The 25,974-nt window shown below is 49.0% G+C and carries 26 protein-coding genes, 1 tRNA gene and 1 pseudogene; 14 read left to right on the top strand and 14 right to left on the bottom strand.

Translation table 11 applies throughout. From position 1 onward, the window contains the following. Positions 1-3: 3 nt before the first annotated feature. The 3 genes from WCK19_RS15315 to WCK19_RS15305 all read right to left on the bottom strand — a co-directional run bounded on the left by WCK19_RS15315 (position 4) and on the right by WCK19_RS15305 (position 1,690). On the bottom strand, positions 4-888 hold the full coding sequence (locus WCK19_RS15315; RefSeq protein WP_342398264.1) for a hypothetical protein: 885 nt from the start codon (positions 886-888) through the stop codon (positions 4-6). Positions 889-975: 87 nt separating this feature from the next. Continuing rightward, on the bottom strand, positions 976-1,422 hold the full coding sequence (locus WCK19_RS15310; RefSeq protein ID WP_342398263.1) for a hypothetical protein: 447 nt from the start codon (positions 1,420-1,422) through the stop codon (positions 976-978). A 28-nt stretch (positions 1,423-1,450) separates the two neighbouring features. Next, the gene (locus tag WCK19_RS15305; protein ID WP_342398262.1) at positions 1,451-1,690 is read right to left on the bottom strand and encodes a hypothetical protein; all 240 of its coding nucleotides are present in this window, start codon (positions 1,688-1,690) and stop codon (positions 1,451-1,453) included. 92 nt (positions 1,691-1,782) lie between these two features. Here WCK19_RS15305 and WCK19_RS15300 point away from each other — a divergent pair, with 92 nt between their 5' ends. The 9 genes from WCK19_RS15300 to WCK19_RS15260 all read left to right on the top strand — a co-directional run bounded on the left by WCK19_RS15300 (position 1,783) and on the right by WCK19_RS15260 (position 11,470). Then, positions 1,783-2,082, top strand: coding sequence for a hypothetical protein (locus tag WCK19_RS15300; protein WP_342398261.1), 300 nt, complete (start codon positions 1,783-1,785; stop codon positions 2,080-2,082). A gap of 13 nt (positions 2,083-2,095) precedes the next feature. After that, positions 2,096-4,000 (top strand): NFACT RNA binding domain-containing protein, encoded by a 1,905-nt coding sequence (locus WCK19_RS15295; RefSeq protein WP_342398260.1) that lies wholly within the window; start codon positions 2,096-2,098, stop codon positions 3,998-4,000. A gap of 254 nt (positions 4,001-4,254) precedes the next feature. Continuing rightward, positions 4,255-5,868, top strand: a complete 1,614-nt coding sequence (locus WCK19_RS15290; protein WP_342398259.1) for an MDR family MFS transporter — start codon at positions 4,255-4,257, stop codon at positions 5,866-5,868. A 283-nt stretch (positions 5,869-6,151) separates the two neighbouring features. Further along, positions 6,152-6,922, top strand: a complete 771-nt coding sequence (gene recO / locus WCK19_RS15285) for a DNA repair protein RecO (protein ID WP_342398258.1) — start codon at positions 6,152-6,154, stop codon at positions 6,920-6,922. Between the two features lie 18 nt (positions 6,923-6,940). Continuing rightward, positions 6,941-7,744, top strand: a complete 804-nt coding sequence (locus tag WCK19_RS15280) for a PH domain-containing protein (protein WP_342398257.1) — start codon at positions 6,941-6,943, stop codon at positions 7,742-7,744. A 2-nt stretch (positions 7,745-7,746) separates the two neighbouring features. After that, a complete protein-coding gene (locus WCK19_RS15275; protein ID WP_342398256.1) occupies positions 7,747-8,595 on the top strand; it encodes a purine-nucleoside phosphorylase in 849 nt (282 codons plus the stop codon). A 142-nt stretch (positions 8,596-8,737) separates the two neighbouring features. Further along, complete coding sequence (locus WCK19_RS15270; protein WP_342398255.1) at positions 8,738-9,073, top strand: hypothetical protein; 336 nt, start codon at positions 8,738-8,740, stop codon at positions 9,071-9,073. 7 nt (positions 9,074-9,080) lie between these two features. Next, on the top strand, positions 9,081-9,722 hold the full coding sequence (locus WCK19_RS15265; protein ID WP_342398254.1) for a cyclase family protein: 642 nt from the start codon (positions 9,081-9,083) through the stop codon (positions 9,720-9,722). 32 nt (positions 9,723-9,754) lie between these two features. Further along, on the top strand, positions 9,755-11,470 hold the full coding sequence (locus WCK19_RS15260) for an acetolactate synthase (RefSeq protein WP_342398253.1): 1,716 nt from the start codon (positions 9,755-9,757) through the stop codon (positions 11,468-11,470). Between the two features lie 30 nt (positions 11,471-11,500). On the opposite strand, the gene WCK19_RS15255 is transcribed toward WCK19_RS15260, so the two are convergent. The 8 genes from WCK19_RS15255 to rplI form a co-directional block, all read right to left on the bottom strand. Then, entirely contained in the window at positions 11,501-12,475 is a 975-nt protein-coding gene (locus tag WCK19_RS15255; RefSeq protein WP_342398252.1) for a GDP-mannose 4,6-dehydratase, read from the bottom strand. Positions 12,476-12,529: 54 nt separating this feature from the next. Continuing rightward, positions 12,530-13,480: a LysR substrate-binding domain-containing protein gene (locus WCK19_RS15250; protein WP_342398251.1), complete on the bottom strand. Its 951-nt coding sequence runs from the start codon at positions 13,478-13,480 to the stop codon at positions 12,530-12,532. Next, positions 13,481-13,855, bottom strand: coding sequence for a MazG-like family protein (locus tag WCK19_RS15245; RefSeq protein ID WP_342398250.1), 375 nt, complete (start codon positions 13,853-13,855; stop codon positions 13,481-13,483). A gap of 5 nt (positions 13,856-13,860) precedes the next feature. Continuing rightward, positions 13,861-14,646, bottom strand: coding sequence for a TatD family hydrolase (locus WCK19_RS15240; RefSeq protein ID WP_342398249.1), 786 nt, complete (start codon positions 14,644-14,646; stop codon positions 13,861-13,863). Between the two features lie 71 nt (positions 14,647-14,717). After that, positions 14,718-15,341, bottom strand: a complete 624-nt coding sequence (locus WCK19_RS15235; RefSeq protein WP_342398274.1) for an ATP-binding protein — start codon at positions 15,339-15,341, stop codon at positions 14,718-14,720. Positions 15,342-15,588: 247 nt separating this feature from the next. Further along, the gene (locus WCK19_RS15230; protein ID WP_342398248.1) at positions 15,589-16,653 is read right to left on the bottom strand and encodes a DnaD domain protein; all 1,065 of its coding nucleotides are present in this window, start codon (positions 16,651-16,653) and stop codon (positions 15,589-15,591) included. Between the two features lie 21 nt (positions 16,654-16,674). Further along, positions 16,675-18,111, bottom strand: coding sequence for a replicative DNA helicase (gene dnaB / locus WCK19_RS15225; RefSeq protein WP_342398247.1), 1,437 nt, complete (start codon positions 18,109-18,111; stop codon positions 16,675-16,677). 357 nt (positions 18,112-18,468) lie between these two features. Further along, a complete protein-coding gene (gene rplI, locus WCK19_RS15220) occupies positions 18,469-18,957 on the bottom strand; it encodes a 50S ribosomal protein L9 (RefSeq protein WP_342398246.1) in 489 nt (162 codons plus the stop codon). A 543-nt stretch (positions 18,958-19,500) separates the two neighbouring features. Here rplI and WCK19_RS15215 point away from each other — a divergent pair. Further along, positions 19,501-19,593 (top strand) — tRNA-Sec (locus WCK19_RS15215). 7 nt (positions 19,594-19,600) lie between these two features. Here WCK19_RS15215 and WCK19_RS15210 read toward each other — a convergent pair. Both WCK19_RS15210 and WCK19_RS15205 read right to left on the bottom strand, forming a co-directional pair. Continuing rightward, complete coding sequence (locus WCK19_RS15210) at positions 19,601-20,587, bottom strand: gluconeogenesis factor YvcK family protein (protein ID WP_342398245.1); 987 nt, start codon at positions 20,585-20,587, stop codon at positions 19,601-19,603. Between the two features lie 22 nt (positions 20,588-20,609). Next, positions 20,610-21,077 (bottom strand): hypothetical protein, encoded by a 468-nt coding sequence (locus WCK19_RS15205; RefSeq protein WP_342398244.1) that lies wholly within the window; start codon positions 21,075-21,077, stop codon positions 20,610-20,612. 191 nt (positions 21,078-21,268) lie between these two features. Here WCK19_RS15205 and WCK19_RS15200 point away from each other — a divergent pair, with 191 nt between their 5' ends. Next, on the top strand, positions 21,269-23,281 hold the full coding sequence (locus tag WCK19_RS15200) for a GMC family oxidoreductase N-terminal domain-containing protein (RefSeq protein ID WP_342398243.1): 2,013 nt from the start codon (positions 21,269-21,271) through the stop codon (positions 23,279-23,281). On the opposite strand, the gene WCK19_RS15195 is transcribed toward WCK19_RS15200, so the two are convergent. Further along, positions 23,265-23,393 carry a hypothetical protein gene (locus WCK19_RS15195; RefSeq protein WP_342398242.1) on the bottom strand — a complete coding sequence of 43 codons (129 nt, stop codon included), beginning with the start codon at positions 23,391-23,393 and terminating at the stop codon, positions 23,265-23,267. The two genes, WCK19_RS15200 and WCK19_RS15195, sit on opposite strands and share 17 nt — an antisense overlap. A gap of 356 nt (positions 23,394-23,749) precedes the next feature. On the opposite strand from WCK19_RS15195, the gene nusA reads away from it, so the two are divergent. From nusA to WCK19_RS15180, 3 genes and pseudogenes are all read left to right on the top strand, one after another. Further along, positions 23,750-25,387, top strand: coding sequence for a transcription termination factor NusA (nusA, locus tag WCK19_RS15190; protein WP_342398241.1), 1,638 nt, complete (start codon positions 23,750-23,752; stop codon positions 25,385-25,387). A gap of 4 nt (positions 25,388-25,391) precedes the next feature. After that, positions 25,392-25,730, top strand: coding sequence for a YlxR family protein (locus WCK19_RS15185; RefSeq protein WP_342398240.1), 339 nt, complete (start codon positions 25,392-25,394; stop codon positions 25,728-25,730). Between the two features lie 43 nt (positions 25,731-25,773). Further along, positions 25,774-25,974: pseudogene (locus tag WCK19_RS15180) on the top strand (hypothetical protein); the annotation flags it as partial.

Raw genomic sequence — 25,974 nt, 5'->3', positions numbered from 1 at the left:
AGTTTAGTAAATCTGAAATAAGCTTCCCTCGAATTTGGTAGTCAGTTCATTATTACTTTCTGGCGTTGCCAATGTAATCATTGCTTCGGTACGATAAAGTCCCGGCTTAAGTTCGATGCCGCTCATCTTCAGGCTGGCTTTCCCGCCCGGTTGGGCAGTTTCGGTTGCTTCGCACAAGGTGTAACGAGCGCCGCCGCTCAAGCTCTTGGCTTTTACCACCGCCGATAGCTTTATAGGAGCGGTAGGCTCCGCTACGACCTTGCTCAAATCCAGATTCAAATTGACTATATACGGCTCGCCGGAGCGGAAAACGCTGCTATGCCGGTTGGCGGGAACGGTTTCAAGCATTTCTAAAAGGGCTTCTCCTTCCAACGCCGGTTTTACCTCGCGGATGCCTTTTGAAAGGCGGGGAGCGGGGGCAGCTTCGGGTAGCTTCAATTTTGCGCTACGAGTGATAAACTCGCGCAACCATGTTTCATTCCAGCCATCCCATGTTTCTTCCAACCCTTCCAGCACATTTACCACGCTCATACGCTGTACCGCTTGTTGCTCATCCAGCAACATTTCAAGGGTAAAGATAGCGTAATTTTCCTTCTTTTTTTTGCTAACTGGATTATCAAGCCGTTCTTCCGGGCTGTTATCGTTGGCGAGTGAATGCGCTTGCCCAATCCAATCTTGGGTGGCGATACGCTCTGCGTTCATTCCGGCTATATCCAGCAATAGAGCGGCAACATCGGCGGGCGAGAGCAGCGCGAATTGGGCATAGGTCAGGATACCCGCTTTGTGAAGGCGCGTTTCCACCGAGGGACCAATGCCGTGTATTTGCTTGAAATCATCGCCTTTCTGTGGCTCATCGGGCATATCGGGTTTGGTGCGTCTGTTACCCATTGCCTTGTCACTCCTGTTTCAAATATTGAGGGGCAGGCTTGCAGCGCGAAAACCGCAAGCCCGCTTACTAACTAAGAGGTTGCGCTATTACGGAATGTAGAATTGGATAATCGGACCTTCAACGAAACCGGCAATTTCACCCGGATTATTGAGCAAATCGGTATAGGTCAGCACCAACGTCAAGCGATACGGACCGGGGTCGAGGACTACACCGCCGGGAACGATTGGATAAGAGGAAGCTTTCTGAATGTTAAAGGTAAGCGAATAAGTAGAAAGTCCAACTAGTGGCTGAACTTGTTCAGAAATGAGTTGACCTTCCTGATCCGCGCCCAGAGCTTCGATGTAGGGCTGAATATGGAATGTACCGCCCAAGAAAGGAACGACAGGTCCGGATAAATTAATATCAACCTGTAGCTGCCATGCATCGGTATTGCGGATAATGGTAGCCGGATTGAGCCCCAAAGGATCAAGTACCGTCAGGTTGAAGTTAGCCGTCCAAAGAGAGGTGGGGATAAAGCTTTCAACAGTTGCCATAGTTAATTCTCCTTTTTCAGAATACTCATTAACGTTTCACTTGCCGTTTAGCTCTCAGGCGCTCCCAGAAGCCGAGCTTTACCCCCATCTCCGACAGATAACCGGCGAGGAAGGGCTTGATTTCATCCAGATTTTTCAGATAACGGCGGTTGCCGCTGCCCACATGTGAGATGTAACCATGCCACAGCGGCTTTTGAGCTTCTACAGCCGTTTCTTCGAGCCAAACCTTGATAATAAATGAATGGGTGTTGGACTCGATCTGTTCCATAAAATCCCCCGTTTGCTAATTTCCGGGATTTGTTTGGCTTCTTAGCTCGACCATTTCCCGGTGGCATTTATGTTATACAGCAAGGGGATATTTTGAAACGTCTATCCGACGTATGCTGGCGCGTCTTTTTCAGGAAAAATAGCCCGAATCGCAAAATTGATTTAAATTCATACCAAACGCCCGTACGGGAACGGGTTCGGATTGGTATCCCTCGTTCGGGGCGTGGCTCGACACGCTCTCTTTGTTTGGGTAAAATCTCATGGGATGGGGGCAAGGGCAGGAAATCGCGACCCGGAGGTCGCTCGTACAGGGTTCGGATTGGTAAGGGCAACCTCCCACAAGATTCTTCTCTGGCAGAATATAATTTAAAAATCATACTGGAATGTAAATAGAACTGAGGATAAATTGACCATAGACGCATTAGCATTAGCGGCGGTATGCCAAGAAGCCGATACTCTGTTACAGGGTTGCCGAATCCAGAAAATCATCCCTACCGGAGCTTTGAGCATCGTGCTAGAAGCCTATAATCCCGAATACAGGCGCAGGGTGCAATTTATCCTAAGCGCGGACGCACAAAACGCGCGGTTTCACCTGCTAAGCAAGAAAGCCAGCCAAATGCCCGGTGATGCGAACCCTTTTATGCTGGTGTTGCGCCGTTACTTGCGCTATGGCATTGTAACCGCTATAGAACAAATGCCTTTCGAGCGCATAATTATTCTTACGATTGCTAAAAAGTTTCCGGCAAGCAAGCGACCCTCTTTTGCTCAAAAAGGCGGCGCACGTTTAGCGGTAGAAGAAGAAATTGAGGAGGAAGATACTGAGCAGGAGGAGGAATTTATAGCTCCTGATGAGGAAACCGAGATTTACGAAAGTAAATTGGTTTGTGAAATTATGGGGCGACACAGCAATATTATGTTGCTCAGTGAAGATAATCTCATCATTGATGCTATCAAGCGGGTTGCCTCCGGTAGAAATCGCTATCGGGTAATTTTGCCGCATCAGCCCTACATTGCGCCTCCACCGCAAGAAAAACGCTTGCTGCACCACCAAGCACCCCCCGAATTTGTACAATTACTAGAAAGCATCCAAGCGCAAAACCCCAATACGCCGCTTTGGCAAGCGTTGGTCAGTTCCTTTAGTGGGGTAAGCCCTCAATTGGCAAGGGAAATCGCCTATCGCACCGCGCCCGAAAATAGCGAAAGAAAATTAGCGGATACGCTTAATTTTGAAGCGGTTTACAGTGAGCTTAAAAACCTCATGCGCCCCCTCTATCAGTCGGATGCTCCAAAGTTAAAAGCCTCGCTGGTACGAGATAAACAAGCTCAAATCGTAGCGTTTGCCCCTTACGAATTGCAACAATTTATCCCGGATGGGCTTGCGCCGGAACAAGTTGAATCATTAAGCCTTGCCGCAGAAGAATATTATGCCCAATTAGAATCGGTTAGCGGGCAATCGCAGCGCAAACAACAGATTGCCGATATTGTGGGAGAGCATCAAGCTAAACTAAAACGGCGGGCGACTTCCTTAGAAGAGTCGCTGAAACGGGCGGAAAGCGCGGAATTATTGCGCCGTAAGGGTGAAGCAATTTATTCAAATCTCTATGAAATAAGCGAAGGGGCAACTATCCTCGTAGCAGACGGCTTAAAAATAACGCTCGACCCTCGTCTATCGCCAAGCGATAACGCGCAAGCCTATTTCCGCGAATATGACAAAGCCCGGAAAGCGTTGGCGGGTGTGCCTGAACTTCTCGAAGAAACCCAATTAGAATTGGATTATCTTGAAGAAATGCTAACTCAACTTGAGCTTGCCGAAACCTTTGAAGAAGTGATGTACCTAAAAGCCGAGTTTGATGAAGCTGGCTACGGGTCAAAACCTAAAGATGACGAGAAAAGCAAGAAAGCGGCGGCAAAACCCCGCAAAAAACGAAAGGTTTTACAGACTCCTGTTTTTACCAGTAGCGAGGGCTTTACCATTTTTGTTGGTAAAAGCGCACAGCACAATGAGTATGTAACCTTTCAGCTTGGCGACAGGCAGGACATCTGGCTACATGCGCGGGGCATGCCCGGTTCGCACGTCATAATAAAAGCAGGTAGCCGGGATGTGCCGGAACATACCCTACTGGAAGCGGCAGCATTAGCGGCATATTATTCAAAGGGGCAAAATAGTACCAAAGTTGAGGTTACTTATGTGCCTCAAAAATTCGTCCGCAAAGTAAAAGGCGCTCATCCGGGATTGGTAACTTATACAAATGACCGGAGTTTAAACGTAAAACCCATGAAACTTGTGACAAAGGGCGTTCGGGTTCTGTAGGAGCAACCTCATGTTGTGACAAGACACGCCCACCTGTCCCCCGAACGGGGGATACGAATTAAAACCCCTCTCACCTATTCCAAGAGAATTAACTCAAAATTAATTCTAATTACCATTGACATATCAACGATTCTTTATTATCATTGTCGTATCAATGGTTGTTGCATCAATCATTGTCGCATCAAGTATGTGGGCTAACCCTTTCGAGTATATAAAAGAAAAAGCAATCGGTTACATCAAAAGGATTATTGAAAGTGGCTGTAAAGAAACTGTTAGCGGTACAACCGCAACCCTCAGAATCATCAGAACAATCAGAAAATAAACGTTTGCTGCTGGCGCTGTCTGGCATAATCATGAGTATTTTGCTGGCGGCGCTCGACCAAACCATTGTGAACCCGGCGTTGCCGCGCATCGTGGAAGAATTGCAGGGCTTTTCCCTGTTCGCGTGGGTCAGCACGGCTTACCTGCTCACTTCCACCGCCACTATTCCGATTGCCGGAAAGCTCGGCGACATGTTCGGGCGTAGAACCTTGCTGCTGCTGGCGGTGTTTGTTTTCGTAGCGGGTTCTGCTCTGAGCGGCGCTGCTCCTTCAATGATTTGGCTGGTACTATTCCGGGCATTTCAAGGCATCGGCGCGGGTATGCTCTACTCCAACGCCTTCGCGATGGTCGCCGAACTTTTCCCCGACTCTGCCAAACGCTCTCGTTGGCAAGGCTTGATTGCTGCCGTTTTCGGGCTATCCTCAGTGGTGGGTCCTGCGTTGGGCGGCTTCATCACCGATAACCTCGACTGGCGTTGGGTCTTTTATGTGAACGTGCCGGTGGGAGCGGCGGCAACCTTGGCGCTCGTTTTCAATCTGCCAAAGTCCACCCCCAAAGGGCGGCGCAAGGTGGATTTGCTAGGCGCATTCTTAATGATAGGCGCGGTGGTTAGCCTGTTACTTGCGCTCACTTGGGGCGGACATGTTGCGCCACGCGGTTACGCATGGGACAGCCCGCAAATTCTGGGCTTGTTGGGCGCAGCGTTTGGGTTGTTGCTGGTCTTTATCTACGTGGAGAAGCGAGTTGCCGAGCCGATTTTGCCGCTCAGCCTGTTTGCCAACAAAGCGGTACGCACGATGGCGTTGGTCAGCTTTGCCTCCAGCGCGACAATGCTAGGCACAACCCTGTTTATCCCGCTCTTTATTCAGGTGGTAAAGGGGCAATCTGCCGCTAGTTCGGGCGCAATCACAACCCCGATGGCTTTGGCAATGGTCGCCGCCAACATCCTGACGGGTCAGTTCATCGGGCGAGTGGGCTATCTCAAATTGCCCTTCATTAGCGGTAGCGTGACGTTGTTGATAGGAATGTCGCTGCTGCTAACCATCAATGGCGACTCGCCGTTGTGGGCGATGACAATCTTCATGATGATAATCGGCTTCGGGCTTGGACAGGTAATGCCAAGCATGAACATAGTGGTGCAAGAATCAGTATCACGGCGTGAAATAGGGGTGGGCATTGCCGCCATCCAATTCTTCCGCTCAATCGGTAGCACAATGGGCGTAGCGGTAATCGGCACAATCGTCACCAATAGCTACGGTTCGGCAATCGCCGCCGCCGGAGCGCCTTCCAACTTGCTGGAAACTATCGCGGAGCCACAAAACTTGTTGAACAAAGGTGTCGCCGCCACTTTGCCCGATACGTTGGTGGAGACGGTACACGCCAGCCTGACCGCTGCCATTCACAACGGTTTGCTTGTTACCAGTGGAATCGCGCTAGTAGTTTTGGCGGGTGCGTTGTTAGTTCCTTCCATCCGAGTTAAATCCGGCTTGAAGAAGAGTCAACCAACCGAAACGCCCGTTGCCATGAAAAAAGAATTGGCAGCATAAACATACGTAGGGGTTCGGGGCGTTCGTTGGCGAGATGGTTTTAATTCGTATCCCCCGTTCGGGGGACAGGTGGGCGCATTCCGATGCGCCCTCTTTGTTTGGGTAAATTCGGGGGGGATTGGGAAGGGCGTATTCAAATACGCCTCTACGGGTTAATTCTCTTGGCACGTTAACATTGGAATACCGCACTTGCCGGAGATGTAAATCTTATAGCAGGTTGATTTTAATATAGATATGTTATAATTGAACCAGCTAAACAACTTTTTATAGAAATGTTTTCCCTATGCCGGAATTGCCAAGCCAAGAAAACGAAAGGTTATATCGCACTGAAGCGGTCATTATCAGGCGCACCAACATGGGTGAGGCAGACCGGCTATTAACAGTGTTCACCCCTGCACGCGGCAAATTACGAGTAGTGGCAAAAGGCGTGCGCCGTACTACCAGCAGGCTAGGCGGGCATGTTGGGCTATTCACCCAAGCACGCTTGTTAATCGCTGCCGGGCGCAACCTTGACCTTGTAACCCAAAGCGAAATCATAAACCCGTACCCACAACTTCTCTCCGACATCAACCGAATAAACCATGCTACCTATGTGGTGGATTTGCTCAACCACTTGACCGAAGAAGAAGACCCAAACCTAGAGATTTACCGCTTGTTGGTAGAAACTCTTTCTGCCATCAATAACGGTCAAGACCCAGATACTACCGTCCGCGCCTATGAATTGCACCTGTTAGCCCATCTTGGTTATCGCCCACAATTAACCAACTGTGTACGCTGTAACAACAGATTAAAGCCAGCACAAAATTATTTTAGCCCTGAAATGGGGGGCGCGTTATGCCCAAATTGCGGCATACAGGAAAAACGTAGCCTTATTTTAAGCGCGGAAGCATTGAAAATTTTGCGCTATTTGCAACGCAGCGAGTTTACTTCAGTTCAACGTATCAGGCTTAAAACGGAATTGCGGCGCGAAATGGCTGTCGTAATGCAAGGTTACACCCGCTATTTACTAGAGCGAGATTTAAAATCGGCAGAAATGATCCATACTCTTTATTAAAGAGAGGCAGGTTCACACATGGCATACATTGACGATAAACTGGGACGCGGTGAGAAAATAGTTCATCAAGGTCATCAGCATATTATCGTAGTAGCTGTTAAATCCATTAAATGGGTAGGTTTATTTGTAGTAGCTTTTATAGCAGCTTTATGGATATTAACCACAAATCCAACAGAAGAGTGGCAAAAGACCGCCAAAACAGTAGTAGAATTGGCTCTTGCGCTGACATGTCTGATTGCTTTCGTGAAATTGTTTATTGACTATCTGGTATGGCAAGCGGAAGAATATCTGGTCACTAACGAACGGGTTATCAAAATCTGGGGGATAATCAACAAAAACCTCAGCGATAGCAGCCTTGATAAAGTAAATGACGTGGAAATGTACCAGTCAATGTTTGGCAGGTTATGGGGATATGGCACCATCAAAATCCTGACCGGCAATGAAACAGGCGCAAATGAGTACGACTACATCAGCAAGCCGAACGATTTCAAAAAGGCGATGCTCGATGCCAAGAACGGCTTTTTTGGGGATGCTTCGGATGTCGCCCTTCAGGAAAGGACGATGCGAACGCAACCACAGCCTATGCCCATTCCACCACAACCACGCTTTTATGAGGAGCGAGGCGCAGCCGTTCCGCGCCAACAAGCGCAGCCGCCAAACTACGGCTACCAGAATCAGCCCCAACCTAAAGCTGCCCCTGCTAATCCGTCACAAGCGGATATACCTACATTAATTACCCAACTTGCCATCTTGCGAGATCAAGGGGTTCTTAGTGAAGCCGAATTTCAAGAGAAAAAGAACGATTTATTAAGAAGAATGTAAGCATGGATAAAATATACGAAAAAGCGGAAGCCGCTAAAGATTTCCTAAACAAAGTGCTGGAAGACAGGCTATCAAAAGTTGCTATCGTGCTGGGCAGCGGTCTAGGCAGCTTGGCGGAGGAATTGACCGAGCAGATAGCGATTCCTTACCGGCAAATCCCTTTCTTTTCCCAATCCACCGTAGAGGGGCATGCCGGGCAATTGGTAGCCGGTAAGCTAGAGGGTGTCCCGCTGATTGCCTTACAAGGGCGCTTGCATACCTATGAAGGCTACGATATGGCGACTGTAACCTTCCCGATGCGCGTGTTGAAAGCGTTAGGCGTGGAGATTCTCATCTTAACCAACGCTGCTGGGGGGCTAAACCCCACTTATCAAACCGGAGACCTGATGGGCTTAAACGACCATATCTTTCTACCCGGCATGGTTGGCAATAACCCCTTGCGAGGCTTTAACGATGAAAGGCTAGGTACACGCTTCCCTGCTATCAATCGCGTTTACCCTCCCGAATTTCTTGACATTGCCACCGAAGAAGCCGGAAAACTGGGCGTAAACTTCCAAAGGGGCGTTTATATTATGCTGACCGGACCCAACTTTGAAACGCCCGCCGAATTGCGCTTCTTGCGTGGAATCGGCGCGGATGCTGTTGGAATGTCCACCGTCCCCGAAGCTATTGTCGCGGCACATAGCGGGATGAGAGTTTTGGGTATCAGCGCCATCACCAATATGGCAACTGGCGCGGCAGGGGTAGAACCCAATCATCTTGAAGTGCTAGAGGTAGGCAGACAGACAGGTCCGCGCTTTGCCAAACTAATCAAAAATGTCATACCGCGCCTGCTGGAAGTTGCATCGTAACTACCGAAAAGGGGTCATAGAAGTGTCCCCTATACTTCCCCCCTTGAGGGGGTTAGGGGGCTACAACCGATAACCAACAAACGGGGAACAGTAGTCGGCGAGTATCTCCCCAAATTCAACCTTCAGGAGTGTGCCTGACACTATGCAAGACCTTAAAGACTGGCAAGATTTGGTTATTTTCTTCCTACTCGGCTTAGTAATGGGCTTACTGGCAGAATTGGCAGCCCGCCGCAAAATCTGGATTCCCACCATCCAGCGTTTGATGGCAGCAACGCTAGGAATTGCAGGCGGCTTACTAGGTTCATTTGTCCTTAATGACCTATTCGGGTTACTAGATGAGCCGATTCTGGAGCATGTCTCCATTGTACCTGTCTTAATTGGAACACTACTTCTTTTAACGCCGTGGTGGTTCATGCGCTCTGGACGCACCAAGCTTTCCGCCAATCAGAAATGGCGCAAAAATTACTGGCGAAAGTGAGCTTCTCTTGAATTTTAACAAGCTCTACGATGTAAGCGTACCGATTCATCCCGGCTTGACGGTTTGGCACGGAGACCCTTCGCTTGAGATTGTGCAAACCAATAAAATCTCGGAAGGGGCAGCCGCCAACGTTTCGCAAATAAAAATGGGAGTCCATACCGGTACACATATGGATGCGCCTGTTCATTTTATTGAAGGCGCTACCGGAATTGATACCCTGCCGCTTGAGGCACTGGTCGGTACTGTGCTGGTACTTGAAATTAACCCTACCGGAGCGCACATCGAAGCAACTGACCTTGAAAAATTAGACCTGCCCGATACGTTTGAGCGTATCATCTTCAAAACCCGTAACTCAGAGTTCTGGAATGATAACACTCATTTCAGGCGCGATTTTGTCGCGCTTAACCCTAGCGGCGCGGAATGGTTATTGCAGCGCGGGCTTAAGCTGGTGGGAATTGATTATCTCAGCATCGAGCGTTTTGATTGTGAGGATTATCCGACCCATCGCCTGTTACTCTCAAACAAAGTGGTTATTCTTGAGGGGTTAGATTTGCGAGCTATCGAACCGGGCGAATATACTCTAATGGCGCTCCCTCTTAAAATCGAAAATGCCGATGGCGCACCCGCGCGAGTTTTTCTGGCAAAATAAGCTAATCGCTTAAACCTTCAAAGGAGAAGATTATGGCAAAAGAGCATGAACAAGCCTTGATTGCTGAATTTGGCGCAGAAACTATACACGGCGGGCGTTTGGTAGCCCGTATGCTTAAACGCGAAGGCGTGGAAGTGGTATTCACGCTCAGCGGTGGGCATATTGCCGCGATTTACGAGGGGTGCAAGCATGAAGGCATCCGGGTGGTGGATGTTCGGCACGAGCAAAGCGCGGTTATGGCAGCCGAAGGCTGGGCGCGAGTCACCGGGAAAATCGGGGTCGCGCTGGTCACTGCCGGACCCGGTGTAACCAACGCTATGACCGGAATCGCCAACGCTTACCAAGCAGGTAGCCCGGTTATTATCATCGCCGGACGCGCCCCTCTGTCACAGGATGGAATGGGCGGGCTTCAGGAATTAGACCATATCGGAATGGTACGCCCTATTACCAAATACGCCCGCACCGTTTATGAGACTCGCCGCATCGCCCAACATGTAGGGGATGCTTTTCGCGCCGCTTTGAGCGGTAAGCCCGGTCCGGCTTTTCTCGATATTCCATTTGACCTACTCAACAACCTGATACCGGTGACAGAAGCGGTTATTCCCGCGCCGGGTTATCGCGCCATATACGGGAGTGAAGCGCATCCCCAAATCGTGGAAGAAGCGGCAGAATTGCTGGCGCAAGCAGAACGCCCGGCTATAATGGCGGGTGGGGCGGTATGGTGGTGTCGGGGGGTTGCGCCCTTCCGCCAATTGGTTGAAAATCTTCAGATTCCCGCTTATTTAAACGGTATGGGGCGTGGATTGCTGCCAAGCGACCACCCGCTTTTCTTTTCCTTGAGCCGCAAGCATGCCCTTAAAAATGCCGATGTGTTGCTGATTATCGGGACACCGCTAGATTTTCGGCTGAATTTTGGGGAAGGTATCGGCGAAGATACAAAAATAATCTGGATGGATGTCGAACCGCGCGAAATAGGCGTAAACAAAAGCCCAACCCTTGCGATTGCGGCGAATGTAGGCTTGGCGCTGTACCAGCTAATAAGAGACTTAAACCTTCCCGGTTGGCGCAATAAAGGCGAAAGCAACGCCCGGCACGATTGGCTGAAAACCTTGCGCGAAAATGAAGCCAAGCAATTGGCAAAAGACGAGCCGTTGATGAACAGCGCTGCCTCGCCGATTCATCCATTGCGCTTGTGTCGCGAAATCCGCGATTTCCTTGACCGGGATGCAACGGTTATCGGAGATGGCGGCGATATCGTAACGTTTGGGGCGCGAGTGATTCGGGTAAATGAACCTGCCCATTGGCTCGACCCCGGCGCAATGGGTACTTTGGGCGTTGGTCCCGGCTATGCCATCGCCGCTAAATTGGCGCGTCCTGATAAGCAGGTACTCTTGCTATTTGGAGATGGTAGTTTCGGCTTAAACGGGATGGAACTCGAAGCAATGGCGCGGCAGAATATCCCGGTAGTGTGTGTTATCGGCAATGATGGCGCATGGGGACAGATAAAACACCCGCAAAAAATGTTTTTCGGCAACAGCATTGCCGCCGAACTTTCTCAAGCAGTCCAGTATGAGAAAATGGCGGAAGGCTTGGGCGGTTACGGTGAGCGCGTGGAACGTCCTGAAGATATTTGCCCTGCCCTAGCGCGAGCTTTTGAATTTGCCAAACAGCAGCAAAAACCGGCTCTGATTAATGTGATTACCGACCCAACCGTAGCCTACGGGCGCAGTTCGGTAGTAGGCTTGTAATATGTAATGTTACGGCGGGTTTGCGTCCGGCTAAATATTTTCGTTGTCACGCATATGGTCAATTACCCGCCTTAATATTTCGTCCAGCGACACTTTAGGTTCAAATCCAATCAGTTGCTGCACCTTAGTGATGTCTGGTATTCGTTCTCGAATATCTTCAAAGCCTTCGGTATAGGCGTTGCTATAAGGCACATATTCAATGGCGGATTTACTGCCGCAAAGCGAAATTACCCGCCTTGCGAGATTCTCGATTGTTACCGGCTCTGGATTTCCAATATTATATATCTCGCCCACCGTATCAGGATGCGCCATTAGTTTTTCCAACGCCCATACAATATCGCCCACATACGAGAAAGCGCGTATCATTTGACCGTCATCATATACGGTGAGGGGCGCACCGGATAGCGCCTGCTTTACGAAACGCGGTATCACCATGCCATACTGCCCGGTTTGGCGAGGTCCTACCGTATTAAACAGCCGAGCAACAAGCGCGGGAGTACCCAACTCTCGATAGTAAGCCAACCCAAGAAACTCATCCAACAATTTGGAGCAAGCATAACTCCAACGCCCTTTGTAACTGGGACCGAGCAAAAGGTCATCTGTTTCGGTAAATGGGGTTTTCGTACTCTTGCCGTAAACCTCGCTGGTAGAGGCAATTATGACTTTTTTCTTTTTCTTGGCAGCCCACTTCAAAACCAATTCAGTACCTTTGGTGTTGGTTTCGATGGTGCGAATCGGGGATTCTACAATCAGGCGGACACCCACCGCTGCCGCCAAATGATAAACCGCCCCGCAGCTATCTATTAACTCCGCCAGCAAAGACTCGTGCATTATGGTATCAATCTCGTAGTGAAAGCGGGGATTCTTCTTGAAATGTTGGATATTATAAATGCTGCCGGTGGATAAATCATCAATTATGTAAACTTCTTGACCAAGATTTAGCAAATACTCCGCCAAATGCGAGCCGATAAAGCCCGCGCCGCCAGTTATAAGCGCCTTAGTCATTCCACTTGAAAATTTCTTGGTTGTAGCCTTCCCCATCAAAATTAGGCTTTACGGTCATAGTTGGTTTTTCTCCTCCATCAATTGAGTACGCAGATGTTCCCAAAGCCGGTCTTGTGCAGGGGAGGGTTGGCGGTCTAGGTTTGAGGCAAGTTTTACTAGGGTTAATTCACGACATAAAGCAGCGCCGCCTGCCTGTTCCTGTAGGGATAGCTCAATTCTCGCAAGGGCTAACGAGCCGCCTATTGCAAAGCGAGAAACTACCGATTCGCTGATTAAACCAACCCCTAGCCCATTTTCAACTGCCAGCGCAACCCCTTCCGAGCTATCCATTTCAGCCACAACTTGCAAGTCGCTATAAGTCATACCAGCGGAACGTAACGCTAATTCACCCATCCGCCGTGTTTCCGAACCGGTAGAACGCAAAATGAAAGGAACGCCCTTTAAATCAGCTATTCTAATATGCTGACCTTCCCACTTATGACCAATAGGAACCGCTAACACAACATGGTCTTTGGTTAACACTAGAGAATCAAGCCCACGGTGACGGGTCACACCGGTAATAATACCAAAGTTAATCTCTCTTTCCAGCGCCATACTCTGTATGGTTTCTTCATTCATTTCTTGGAAAGAGAATTGTACTTTAGTATAGCGTTCGCGGAAAGGCGCAAGTAATTTAAGGAAGAAATAAAGCGCTACCGCGCTATTACGACTATAACTGATATTAAGCCGACCGCGCAAATCGCCCAAACCTGCGCTAAAGTGTTCTTCTAACAGATACGCTTGTGACAATAATTTGCGGGCAGGTTCTAGCAGGCTTCTACCTGCTTCGGTCAATTCGATGCGTTGCCCAATCCGGGAAAAGAGCTTCACACCGTAGCGTTCTTCAAGGGTACGTACCTGCATGCTAACGGCGGGTTGAGTCAGGTGTAATTCTTCGGCAGCGGCTGAGAAACTCCCGCGCTCCACCACCGATAGAAATATTTGCAATTGATACATGCTTATCATCTAAAAGCCCATTCCCTCAAATTGTTCCAGAGGAAATTTTGCGCGATTGCGGGCGATTTTGCGAATGAAGGCTTCTGACAACTCCAAGCCATAAGCATCGGCTAACTTTAGCATGTGAAAATACACATCTGCCAATTCGTCCGCCAATTCTTCGAGAGTGGAAACAGCCGCACCGCGCATTTCTTGGACTTCCGCGCGGCGGCTTTCCAGATGGGTAATACTGCGGGCAACTTCCCCTAACTCTTCCATTGCGTGAATTACAGTGTAATAGCGCCCTTCGGTGTCTCGCGGCGACCAGCCCCGCTCTTCGAGGAATTTACGCACTTCACGTTGGCATTGCGCCACTGTTAGATTTTCAGGCTCAAGTTCTTCCATGCTATTTATTGTATCCCAAATAGTTCTTTTACATTTCCCCCGGTGATATGAACCACTTCATCATAACTGATTGCCTTTATTTCGGCAATTTTTTCAGCGACAAATCTGACATAGGCGGGTTCGTTCCTTCTTCCTCGAAAGGGATGGGGTGTTAGGAAGGGGCAATCGGTTTCTAGCAACAACCGATTTAGCGGCACAATACCCGCAACCTGATGCCGCTCATGAGCATTTTTATAGGTGACAGGTCCTGCCAGCGAAATATATACGCGCTCGCCCAATTCGAGACAAGCCAAAGCCTCTTGGGGCGTACCTGTAAAACAGTGCATCATGATAGGCAATTGGCGAGCATAGCGGCGAAGAAGGGCAAGAGTATCAGCCATAGCATCTCGGCAATGGATTACCAGCGGCAGCTTTAACCGCCGCGCCAACTCGATTTGCTTCAAAAAATATTCTTCTTGTAATTCGCGAGTGGTATCTTTGTGGTAATAATCTAGCCCTGTTTCCCCAATCGCCACGATTATATTAGGGTTGTCAACAACCAACTTTTCTAAATAACGCAAGGCTTCAGCAGGGTTTTGCTCCCGATTAATATCATTAGGGTGCAACCCTAACGCCAAATAAATATAACCTTGATTTTGTCGCGCCAATTCAAGCGAATTTTGCCAGCGCGAAGATTCAATCCCTACATTTATGATTCGCTCAATCCCATTTGCTTTAGCGCGTTCAATGGTTTGGTTGCGGTCAGCCTCATAATGTTCGAGGTCAAGATGTGCATGAGCATCAATTAGCACTGCCTGATTTTTCCTTTAAACACTAATTCCCCCTACCTGTTCGGAAGGGGGAAGCAGAAATTCTTTTGTTGTTAACGGTGGTCGCGGCGTGTAGGTGGGATATTATTTCCAGCGCGAGTATTGTTTTGCGGCTTATTCCCCCTAGAATCAACGCCCTGATTTTGTTTCGCCCACTCACGGCGTTCAAGGGGCATCTGCCTGTAATCATCTACTTGGTTAAACAAAACCAAACTACACAGCGCCGCATCACCTATACGGGAACTAATCCGTCCATCCAACCTATCCATATCCACATTAGTAGTAAATACAGTTGGTAGCTTCAGATTATAGCGGTGATTAATGAGTTGGTAAAGTTTTTCACGCGCCCAAGGACTGGTATTCTCGGTGCCTAAATCATCCAGAACTAATAAAGGCACATTTTTGATTTCCTCAAAGCGGTCATCATAGCTACCGCCGGTAGAATTGGGGTCAAAGGAAGCGCGGAGATAATCTAGCAAGTCAGGTACAGCCGTGAAGTACACCTTCATTTTGAGGTTGCGTAGGGCATAATTGGCAATGGCGGCGGCAAGGTGGGTTTTACCTGTGCCAAAATTGCCAAAGAAAAGCAACCACCCGTTGGGGTCACGGGCATAGCGCAAAGAGATTTCGAAATTCTCGCGCACTCCCTTAAGACGATTGAAGTTATCAAAGGTCATATTGCGGAAAGCGTCAAGGTTACTGAGCTTTTGCAACCTCTCAGATTCACCGGCAATCTGTTCATCAATTTTACAGCCGCAAGGAATAATCCTCCCGAAGTTGGGGTCACCAACCGGCGCATCCATCCGCAACCACCCGGTGCCTCTGCAAACCGGACACGCGCCCGGCTCTAGAGGAATCTCAGGATAGATTTCTTGTTGGGGCGTAACTACTCGCCAACCTTGCGGAATCCGCCTTTGGGAAAAATCAATGCTCGTCTTTGGTGTGTGGTCTAGTGCGGTGTTGGGCGTTGAGATAGGCGTATTTGCCGGTGGTATATTTGGAGTAGTCGATTGCTGCATCGCTCGGCGCATATCGAGACCCAGATCTTCCAGCCCGATTCGGCGTGGTATGTCCTCCCGATCCCGGCGTGGCTTCTGAATCTTGCTGGCGCGTTCTAGGCGTTCCCGTTCCGCTGCCAGCAAAATTTGCTCTTCCATTTCTTCCGCGTCCTGCTTGTCCTTCTCGTTCATATCCATAATTCTCGTGCCCTTCTGTAGCCCAATTTTCCAAAATTCTGGAAATATAAGCCCAATTTCGCCGATTATATGTTACCGCTTGTTGGAAAGCTTCTTCCAACCATTCTATCGGGTAAAGCTTTGTAGCTTCTCCAAGTCGCTCACTCAACATCGGAGTTAGCACCCCAATGTTTTGCTCATAGAGAGTATATATATCAGGTCTAGCAGATTGCAAACGCACTTCCTGCCAGCGATTAATTACATCCCGTGCGCCTTCCACAGAGTCATATGAAACATTTGAGGCAGTATTCCATTCAGGGAAATCAATTCCACTCACCAAATTAGTGTTTTCCAGCGCAACTTTGCCGCTTTCGAGGTCTGCTATAAAAGCACGATTCCCAGAGGTATTTAATAGAAACCATGTCACCACGCTAGGCTCAGTTAAAGGCTCGAAGTCATGCCCTTCTGCAAAATCATTAGGGGCAGACGCAACCATCAAACGCAAGAGAGAACCGCGCGTTACCGCCAATTCTAGCCCTTCCCGCAACAACTCAGCAGAGGGGCGAGGGTCTCCCGGACGCTTCAGCCCTTCCATAAGCTCCTCGTTGCGCTCCAATTCCCAATAACCGACCCATTTAGGTTCGCCTCGTTTTTGACCAGCCAAATAGAGAATAAACAGCACGACTTTAAGCTCGTTCAGATTGTTGATGCGAGGCAGTAGGCGGGTAAAGAAACTGGCGGGAACTCCGGTCAGGCGCAAATCCCCAGACTTCCCGCTATCGAAACCATTAAAAAGATTGGACGGCAAAGCCATTAAACCACCTTCTTTGCCTTATTAGCGCATAGGCGCAAGGTCACTAAAGCGCGTAGTTTTATTATGGAAGAAAAGTTGGATTGTTCCAACCGGTCCGTTGCGATGTTTGGCAACATGGATTTCAGCAATATTCTTTTTATCGGTTTCCGGGTTGTATAGTTCATCGCGATAGATAAACATTACAATATCGGCATCTTGCTCAATCGAACCGGACTCTCGCAAGTCGCTTAGCTGTGGTACATGATTAGTGCGACTTTCCACCGCGCGGCTTAATTGGCTCAGGCATATAATCGGAATATTGAGTTCACGGGCAAGCGCTTTAAGGTTGCGGGAAATTTCCGAGACCTCTTGCACCCGATTCTCATTGCGAGAACCAATCATTAATTGAAGATAATCAATTATCAAACACCCGATGCCATGTTCAGCGTGGAGGCGGCGTGCCTTGCTACGCAGTTCCATAATAGTAATGCCCGCCGAGTCGTCTATGTAGAGTGGCGCAGTAGCAAGCCGTCCAAATGAGCGGGTTAATCTATCCCATTCGCTTTCATCCACATATCCGGTGCGTAACCGCTGAGAGTCAACGCCAGTTTCCATTGCCAGCATACGCTGTACCAATTGCTCACGCGACATTTCAAGGCTGAAAACTCCAACCGGACGATTACCTGTCATCGCCATGTTATAGGCAAAGCCCAAAGCCAAGCTAGTTTTACCAACGGCAGGGCGGGCAGCAAGGATAATAAGGTCAGAGTTCTGGAAGCCCCCGGTCAAGCGGTCAAGGTCTGCATAACCGCTCGGCACCCCGATGATTTCTCCCCGATGCTCATGGAGATAAGCTAAACGGTCAAAATATTCTTCTAGAATCGAACCGACTTTTACAGCGTCACGTTTTACGCCATCTTGCGCTACCCCAAAGACAAGTTCTTGCGCCTTATCCAACATTTCCTGAGTTTCGATACGCTCATCGAAACCAAGGGCAGTTACCTGCGCTCCGGCAGAAATTAACCGGCGCATAATCGCGAAACGCAGCACAATCCGCGCATAATATTCGACATGAACCGGAGTAGCGGTGGCGCAAATAAGGTTTAGAAGGTCGCTCGACTTAACCTGTCCATCCCCCTCACCAAGCCTCCCCCTCCGGCGCAATTCATCCCGCAAAGTAACAAGGTCGCTAGGGGCGCGTTGTTGGTAAAGGCTCATTACCGCCTCATAAATAGAGGCGCGTTCCTCCCCAAAGAAATCGGCAGCTTTAAGGATAGGCGCAACTTTTATTACTGCATCCCTATCAATCAGCAACGAACCGATTACGGCTGCTTCCGCTTCAGGGCTATGAGGAATCTGCTTCTCAACAGGAGCAGGAGCTTGTATATTCGCAGTGAAGCGGCCCTTAAGGGGTTGCCCTCTCAGGCTATCGAGGTTATATTCAGGGCTGGAGGGGGAGTAAACTTTTTCAACGGTCATAGCCAGACCACCCTTTTAAACTTGATAGCCCGACTACATTATATATGTTGAAGCGTGAGCAAATAAACCTGTTCGGTGAAGCATAGAAAAATCATCTTTTGCTTATAACCGTCCAGAAGATTCACAGAGTCGTGAATACATACGCAAAAAGGGTGTCCTTATTTCAGACACCCGACACGTAAATATACATAACGCTGCGTTTTGCAACGCGCTACAAATGAGCGTCATTATTAATGATAATGGCTAAGCTCATTTTCGAGAATTATTGCCTTGCGTCGGGGACAAGGCATAATTCATAAGTTATTATGTTTTTAGAATATCCGACAAGGTTTTTGCGCCTTGCCTTCCGCTTAAATTCTAGCTTTCGGCTGAATCGGTTTGTTCGGCAGTTTGTTCTTCTGCTTCGCCAACCACTTTAACCGTTACCTTCGGTGCGAGTTTGCCAACTAATTTGACAGCAATCTCGTAAGAACCGGTGGTATGAATATTTTCTGTGAGTTCAACCTTGCGCCGATCAATTTCATGACCGATTTTTGCGCTCAAAGCTTCAGCAATTTGTGCGGCAGTTACCGAGCCATAAAGGCGACCCTCTCGCCCAACTTTGGCAGTAATGGTGAGAGTTTGCTTGGCAATAAGTTCTGCCAACGATTTGTTTTCTTCTTCAAGCAGAGCTATGCGGCGTTCTTCCGCAGCTTTCTTGCGTTCAACTACCTTCACTGCACCTAAAGTAGCGGCTCTTGCCAACCCGCGAGGCAACAAAAAGTTGCGTGCGTAACCGTTTGCTACTTCTTTAATCTCGCCGGTGCTGCCCAGATGAGCAATCTCCTGAGTCAAAATGACCTTCATTGTATCTAAATCTCTCCGCGTTTCTTTAAGTTTTCGAATATAAGTTCCAATATCGGTTTACACTTTATTATACCATTGACCTATAGACATGGCAAGATTAAAAACGACTGGTCGGAAGGGTGGTTTTTGTAGGTGCGGTTCGTGAATCGCCCTTCGTCCCTTGCCCCTGTGCGAGGATGCTCTGTCAGCCGATTTTGCCCCACCCATCGAGAGCGCATCGGAATGCGCCTTTACACAAACCCCTTTAAGAACCGATATAAAAGCACTATAACTATAAATAATAAAATTCGAGGTATATTCAGACTATAAAAATCATCAATAATGGTGATGTTTTTAACAAGCAGGTGTACTAAAATACAGCTACGGCTGAAGCACATTAAATCCTTTAGCCGGATTTCAAAGAAGTTGTATTCTCTCCAAAAAAAAATCCACTTCACTCATCAATGTAACCCAAAGCGGTGAGGCTAACCCTATTGCCGCTTTTTTATTTCATACCCATTTGACAGGCACAACCCACATACGTACAATCCTCATAGCTTTCGGGGAGGCGCATGTGACCGGGTGGTTGCCACAGTCTTCAAAACTGCTGTGCGTCGTTAGAACGGCGCAGGTGGGTTCGACTCCCATGCGCCTCCGCCTTAAATCAAAGCGCTAGAATCGTTTGTGCCAAACTCGCGCTATCGTGCCGTAAAATCGTCTTCCCTTTGCAATACGCCCCGGTAATAACGCCCTTCCTAACTTTTTTCTCGCAATCTGACATGTCGAGTTCCACCGGGAATTTGCGTTCAGTCTCGTACATACGGCGGGCTACCTCGCTAATCGGACCCGTATTTACTACCATATAATCCATCAATTCACCCTCCTGACAATATTCATTCACCTTGTCAATGAAGTCGCTGGCTTTATAACCATCGGTTTCAGAAGGGTCAGTTACAAGATTACACACATAAATTTTTTGCGCGGTTGTCTCCGCCAAAGCTTCCGGCAAGCCCTCTACCAGAAAATTTGGCAAAACGCTGGTAAATAGGCTGCCGGGTCCAATCACAACCTTGTCGGCTTTCAAGATTGCTTCGTAGGCTGGCTTATAAACTTGGGCGCGGCGGGAGGTATAAATATACTCAATCCGGCGATACAGGTCATCCTTGCGTAAGTCAATTTTTGTTTCACCCTCTATATCGGAGCCATCCGAGAGCTTGGCAATCAACTGCACATCGTTCAGTGTGACCGGCAACACCTGCCCTTGCAAGCTCAACAACCACGAAACCGCATCAATGCCAAAGTTTGTACCGCCTTCCCAGTCATAAGCGGCGGCTAATAAAAGGTTGCCGAGACTATGCCCTTCCAACCCTTTCCCCTTGCGAAAACGATAATTCAGAATGTCGCGCCACTTTGTGCTGCGGGGGTCGTCCGGCAACAATTCAGAAATACACTTGAGAATATCACCGGGCGGTAGGATGCCGTGTTCATCCCGCAAACGCCCGCTACTGCCGCCGCTATCCATCGTGCTAACAATAGCGGTTACATCGCTTACTTTCTTCAATTCTCCTAATACCGTAGAAACCCCTGTCCCGCCGCCAATAACCGTTATCTTTAATCTTTTACCATTACCACGCGCAGTTTTCTCGTTCATTTTTTTTGTCCTTTACGAGAGATTAATCAGGGTTTGCGAAAGAATACCAGCGCCTTATAACTTCTATCTCGCCGCAACGCGCTGCTGCCTGATCTATTACTTGTATTATGCACTGACGTGGGGTGAAAATCTCATCTGCATATTCAATCATCCGGTTCATTTGGGTAGGTGTAACGTTTTCAAAAACTTCGCGAACCGTTTCCAGAGCGCTACTCAATAATTGCCTTAATACAGCAGAGTCAGTACCGCTTGCTTCGTCAAGCACACTAGCGAACCCGGCAGGTTCACCGCGCCCACCTACTAAATGCCCCACCCAATAATCTGCATTAAGCGCAATAAACGCTACCAGCCTAAAAATGCTTGGCTGCTCATTCCCAACCGGCAGCCAGTTTAGCTGTTCAACATCCTCTCCGATTTCGGAAAGCGTATCCACAAGCCAATCAAAGCGGGTTTGTAAAATGTCAAAATAGCTTGCCAATTCCTCAATCATTGCTAACAATCCCTCATCTTGGCTACTTGGTATTGTTTCATGTAACTTTAATATAACATTCGGCTTGGCTAGAGGCAAACCAATTCAAATAGAGCTAAAATCCCCGCATAATAGCAATTATGCTAAAATGAATTGGAAGCCGCCGCCGCAAACTCATGTACAATTAGAATCGCTTACAGGGATTTCAAAAAATGGTCACCCATAAACCTATATTAAATGCAAAAGAGCGGCGAGCCATCGAAGCCCTGTGCAGTACCCTCATCCCCTCTTTCAGAAATGAAGCGGAAGCAGGCTCTCCCTTATATTTCGGGGCGAACGACTTAAAAGTTGCCGATTTGGTGGTTGAAACGCTGGAGAAATTGCCCAACCCCGATAACCTAGCACAAATACGCCTATTTCTAAGGCTAATCAACAACCGTTTCGCTAATATAGCGATTGCCGGAACTGCCCACCCTTTTAGCAATATGAATCCAACCCAAAGAGAACAATACCTGCTCAAACTGGCTACCCATAAGCTTTCCGCGCTCCGAAGCGCGTTCAAAGTGTTTAAGGCGCTGGCAGCTACCGGCTTTTTTGGTACTCAAAAGTTCGGGGAACGCCCTAACCCCACTTGGGAAATAATCGGCTACCCCGGAGCGCTCTTTCCAGCCCCCGAAAAACCCAAACCCATCAAACCTATCGAAGTTTCGCGCCATTCCCTCCTAAGTTGCGATGTGGTGGTGGTTGGCAGCGGAGCGGGTGGGGGCGTAGTAGCGGGAGAACTAGCTAAAGCCGGGCTAGATGTAATTGTGCTAGAGAAGGGCGGATATTATAACGAAGCCGATTTCAATCAGGTAGAGAGCGAACTATTGGGCAAACTTTATCTGGACGGCGGTAAAACGGCTACCAGCAATCAAGGGGTAGCTCTCCTAGCAGGTAGCTGTTTGGGTGGCGGAACTGTCATTAATTACACCACCAGTTTTGCCACGCCTGAAACAATCCGCCGCGAATGGGATAGCCTTTCCAGCTTCAAGGTTTTTGACACGCCCGAATACGAACAAAGCAACCGGGCAGTACATGATAAGCTCGGCATATCTAATAAGTATAACCGCTTGAGTGGGCGCGATACCGTTTTATTTCGAGGTCTGGAAAAGCTCGGCTGGCACAAGGATTTGATGCCGCGTAACGTGCGCGGCTGTAGTCAGGATGATGAGTGTGGCTACTGCATTTACGGCTGTCAGAAAGGCGCAAAGCAAAGTACCCTCCTTACTTGGTTGGAAGAAGCTAACCTGCATGGGGCGCGTTTTATCGTGAATTGCGCCGCTGATATAATCTTGACTGAAAAGGGTCGCGCCTCTGGAGTGGTTGCCACCGTCACAAATCCAGAAAGCGGCGAAAAATTTAACCTGACCGTTAAAGCTAAAGCGGTGGTGGCTGCTTGCGGCGCATTGCACACCCCCGCCTTGCTGCTGCGCTCTAAAATCGGCGGCGCAACGGTTGGCAAAAACCTACGACTTCATCCGATTGGGGTGGTAATGGCGCGAATGGAAGAAGAAGAAGTGCGCCCATGGACGGGCGTAATGCAAGGCTGCTACAGTACCCAATTCTCCAATCTCGATGGCAAAGGCTATGGCGCAATCTTTGAAACCGCGCCGGCGCATCTGGTAACTCCCTCCTATATTTTCGGTTGGGAAAACGGACGCGCCTTCAAGAAATTGATGGGCAACTTGAAACATACCGCCTATATCGGGGCGTTACTACGTGACCGAGACGGGGGCGAGGTGCGCTTGAACAAATACGGGCAACCGATATTTAACTACCAGCTATCCAAATACGATACCGCCCACATGCGAGCGGCAACCGAAGGCGCAATTCAAATTCTGGAAGCGGCAGGCGCAAAGGAAATATACAGCGTCCAACCCGTTCCAGCGAAATACGAACCGGGCAAATCGGGGCAAACTCGCCAACATTTTATGGAAGAAATAGACCGGCGCGGCTGGGGCGCAAACCAAACCATCTACAGTAGCTTTCATCAAATGTGCAGTTGCCGCATGGGCAGTGACCCGGCGCGTTCGGTAGTCAACCAACACAACGAGGCGCATACCACGCCCGGTTTGTTCATAACCGATGCCAGCGCCTTCCCTACCGCCTGTGGCGTAAACCCGATGATTACCATCGAAACCATCGCCCACCGCGCCGCTCAATATATCAAAACTGTAATGTGACCCCTTCCCGTAGGGGCGTATTTGAATACGCCCTTCTAACGATTGCCCCTGTGCGAGGCTGCTCTGCCAGCCGATTTGCGCCACCCATCGAGGGCGCGTCTTGTCGCAACACCGAGGTTGCTCCTACAGAATCCGAACCCGTTCTTGCAATCGCCCTGTCGCGATTTTCCAAACTATTGCAAAGGGATGGGCGTGGTGGTATAATTTAGCCTGAATAGAAGTCTAACTAAAGGTGGGCTTTTGCTAACCTGCTTTTTTAATTGTTAGCTAACTTTTGACTATCGAGGACTGTTTGCAATGCGTATTGATTAAGATAATGCTGCTCCCGTCCCGCTTTAAGTAGCGGTTGCGGCGAGTTTGAAAGTCAAGCTAGTTCGTTCCCGGTAGCCCACCCTGATTTTCAGGCTTGGGCTGTTATTTTGAAAAAGACTAAAAATTGAATATGGACATAGACAAGGAGCTTCGCGTATGAAAAGCGATTTTAGAGCAGCTATAGCCCAGATTGCTGCGGATAGAGGTCTCGCTAAAGAGACCGTAGTTGGTATTCTGGAAAACGCGCTCAAAGCCGCTTACAAAAGAGTAAATACTATCGCCGCTTCCCAGAACATCCGGGTGGATTTGACCAGCGGAGATGTGCGCGTTTTTATCCAGCGCAGCATCGTGGAAGAGGTGGGAGATGAACGCCTTGAAATCGGCATTGAGGAAGTGCGCGGTTTAAATTCACGTACCCATCTTAAAGTAGGCGATATTTACGAGGTTGATGATACGCCTAAAGATTTCGGGCGCATTGCCGCTCAAACCACTAAGCAAGTGTTATTGCAGGGCTTTCGAGAAGCAGAGCGCGACCATATATATGAAACCTTTACTGACCGCGAAGGCGACATTGTAAACGGGACTATCCAGCGAATAGATGCAAAGGGTATTACTATCGAACTCGAACCCCGCGCCGAAGCATTGATGCCCCCCGCAGAGCAAGTTCCCACCGAACGGTATCGCGTGGCACAACGCATAAAAGTCTTTCTAGTTGAGGTGCAAAAGAACCATCGCGGCGCACAACTCATCGTCTCACGCACACACCGTAACTTGTTGCGCCGCCTTTTTGAAATAGAAGTGCCAGAAATTTTTAACGGCACCGTAGAAATTAAATCCATCGCCCGCGAACCCGGCTTACGCTCTAAAGTAGCGGTTGCCGCCCGCCAAGAAGGGATTGACCCGGTAGGAAGTTGCGTGGGTATGCGGGGTGTCCGCATCCAAAACATTGTGAACGAGCTTTATGGCGAGAAAATAGATGTTTTACCGTGGGATACCGATATGGCAAAGTACATTGCTAACGCGCTAAGCCCTGCTCAGGTGGTACGTGTGGAACTTGATGAGGAGGAAAAAAGCGCGTTGGTATTGGTTCCACAGAACCAGCTATCCCTTGCAATCGGTAAAGAAGGGCAAAACGCCCGCCTTGCCGCAAAATTAACCGGATGGCGGATAGACATTAAGCCCATCACAGCCGCATCAGCCGCTGCCAGCGGTAGCTATTCTCACGGTAGCCTTGAAGATGATGATTTCGCGAAATTGGCGCGGGCTGCCCTCAGTCGCGAAGAACAACGCATGGAAAACAACATGGCAAATTCGTTCGCCAGAGCCGCTGCCGCTGCCGGTATCAGCTTCAATGCGGAGGAAGCCGAAGATGAGAGTTTAGCAAAACCCTCCGGCGGCGAAGCTCGCAAGGTTCGTAAAGATGGCACTTTCACTTATAACGGGGTGACTTTAGGTCCTTTGCCGCCACAATTTGCTAACCAGAATGTGACTTTGTTCGATAACGGACAACGCTTGCTGGTAATGTTTGGCGATGAACTGGTACGAGCCTTCCGCGCTGAAGAATATAACGGTGATATTCCTGTAGAAGAAGGCAATGAGGGTGGGACAGATTCAAGCGCGGAACGTGAGACCCGTACCGTCCGCAAGGATCGCAAGGTAGTCTTCCGTAACGAGGCTTATGGACCCTTAGCCGAAGAATATGTGGGTCAGTTGGTTGAATTGGAAGTAAATGGCGACCATCTTGACATATTTTTTGACGGTGAACTAATTGATAGTTTCAAGGTGAACGGCTAGTTCTATGGTTATAAGCGCAACACCCTCTAAAGGGAAAAAACCAAAGGGACCACGCCCCAAACATGTGCCGCAACGCACTTGTATTGCCTGTCGCAGTTCCAATGCCAAGCGTGGTTTTATTCGGTTGGTACGCACCCAAGAAGGCAAGGTAGAAATTGATTCTACCGGAAAAAAAGCGGGGCGCGGCGCTTATCTTTGCAGTGTCAGCGAATGTTGGAAAAAAGGGTTGGAAAAGAAATCTGTGGAAAATGCCCTTAAGATTACTATAGACCTTGAAACACGCCAGCATCTAAAAGAATTCGGTGAGGCTTTGCCTGAAAGGAGCGCAGTCGAGGTGGAGTAGATAAAATGGGTTCAGGCAAAATATAGGAGGAAATTTAAACTAAATGTCAAATAGTGATAATAGCGAAAACGAATCAGGTGGGTCTAACAGCCAGTCTAATAATCCTGCTCCCCCCAGATCCGGCGACAGCGGCGGCAAAGCTCCCACCGATAGTGGCGAAAGCAGCGGCAGACCCCCCAGTGAGGGTGAGGGCAGCAGCAGGCCCCCCGGTGAAGGTGTTAACTACGGCGGCAGACCCGGCGGT

This window comes from Candidatus Chlorohelix sp., assembly GCF_037138995.1.
GTDB lineage: Bacteria > Chloroflexota > Chloroflexia > Chloroheliales > Chloroheliaceae > Chlorohelix.
The sequence above is the reverse complement of the archived record's forward strand: the minus strand, read 5'-3'. Positions and strand labels throughout refer to the sequence as shown.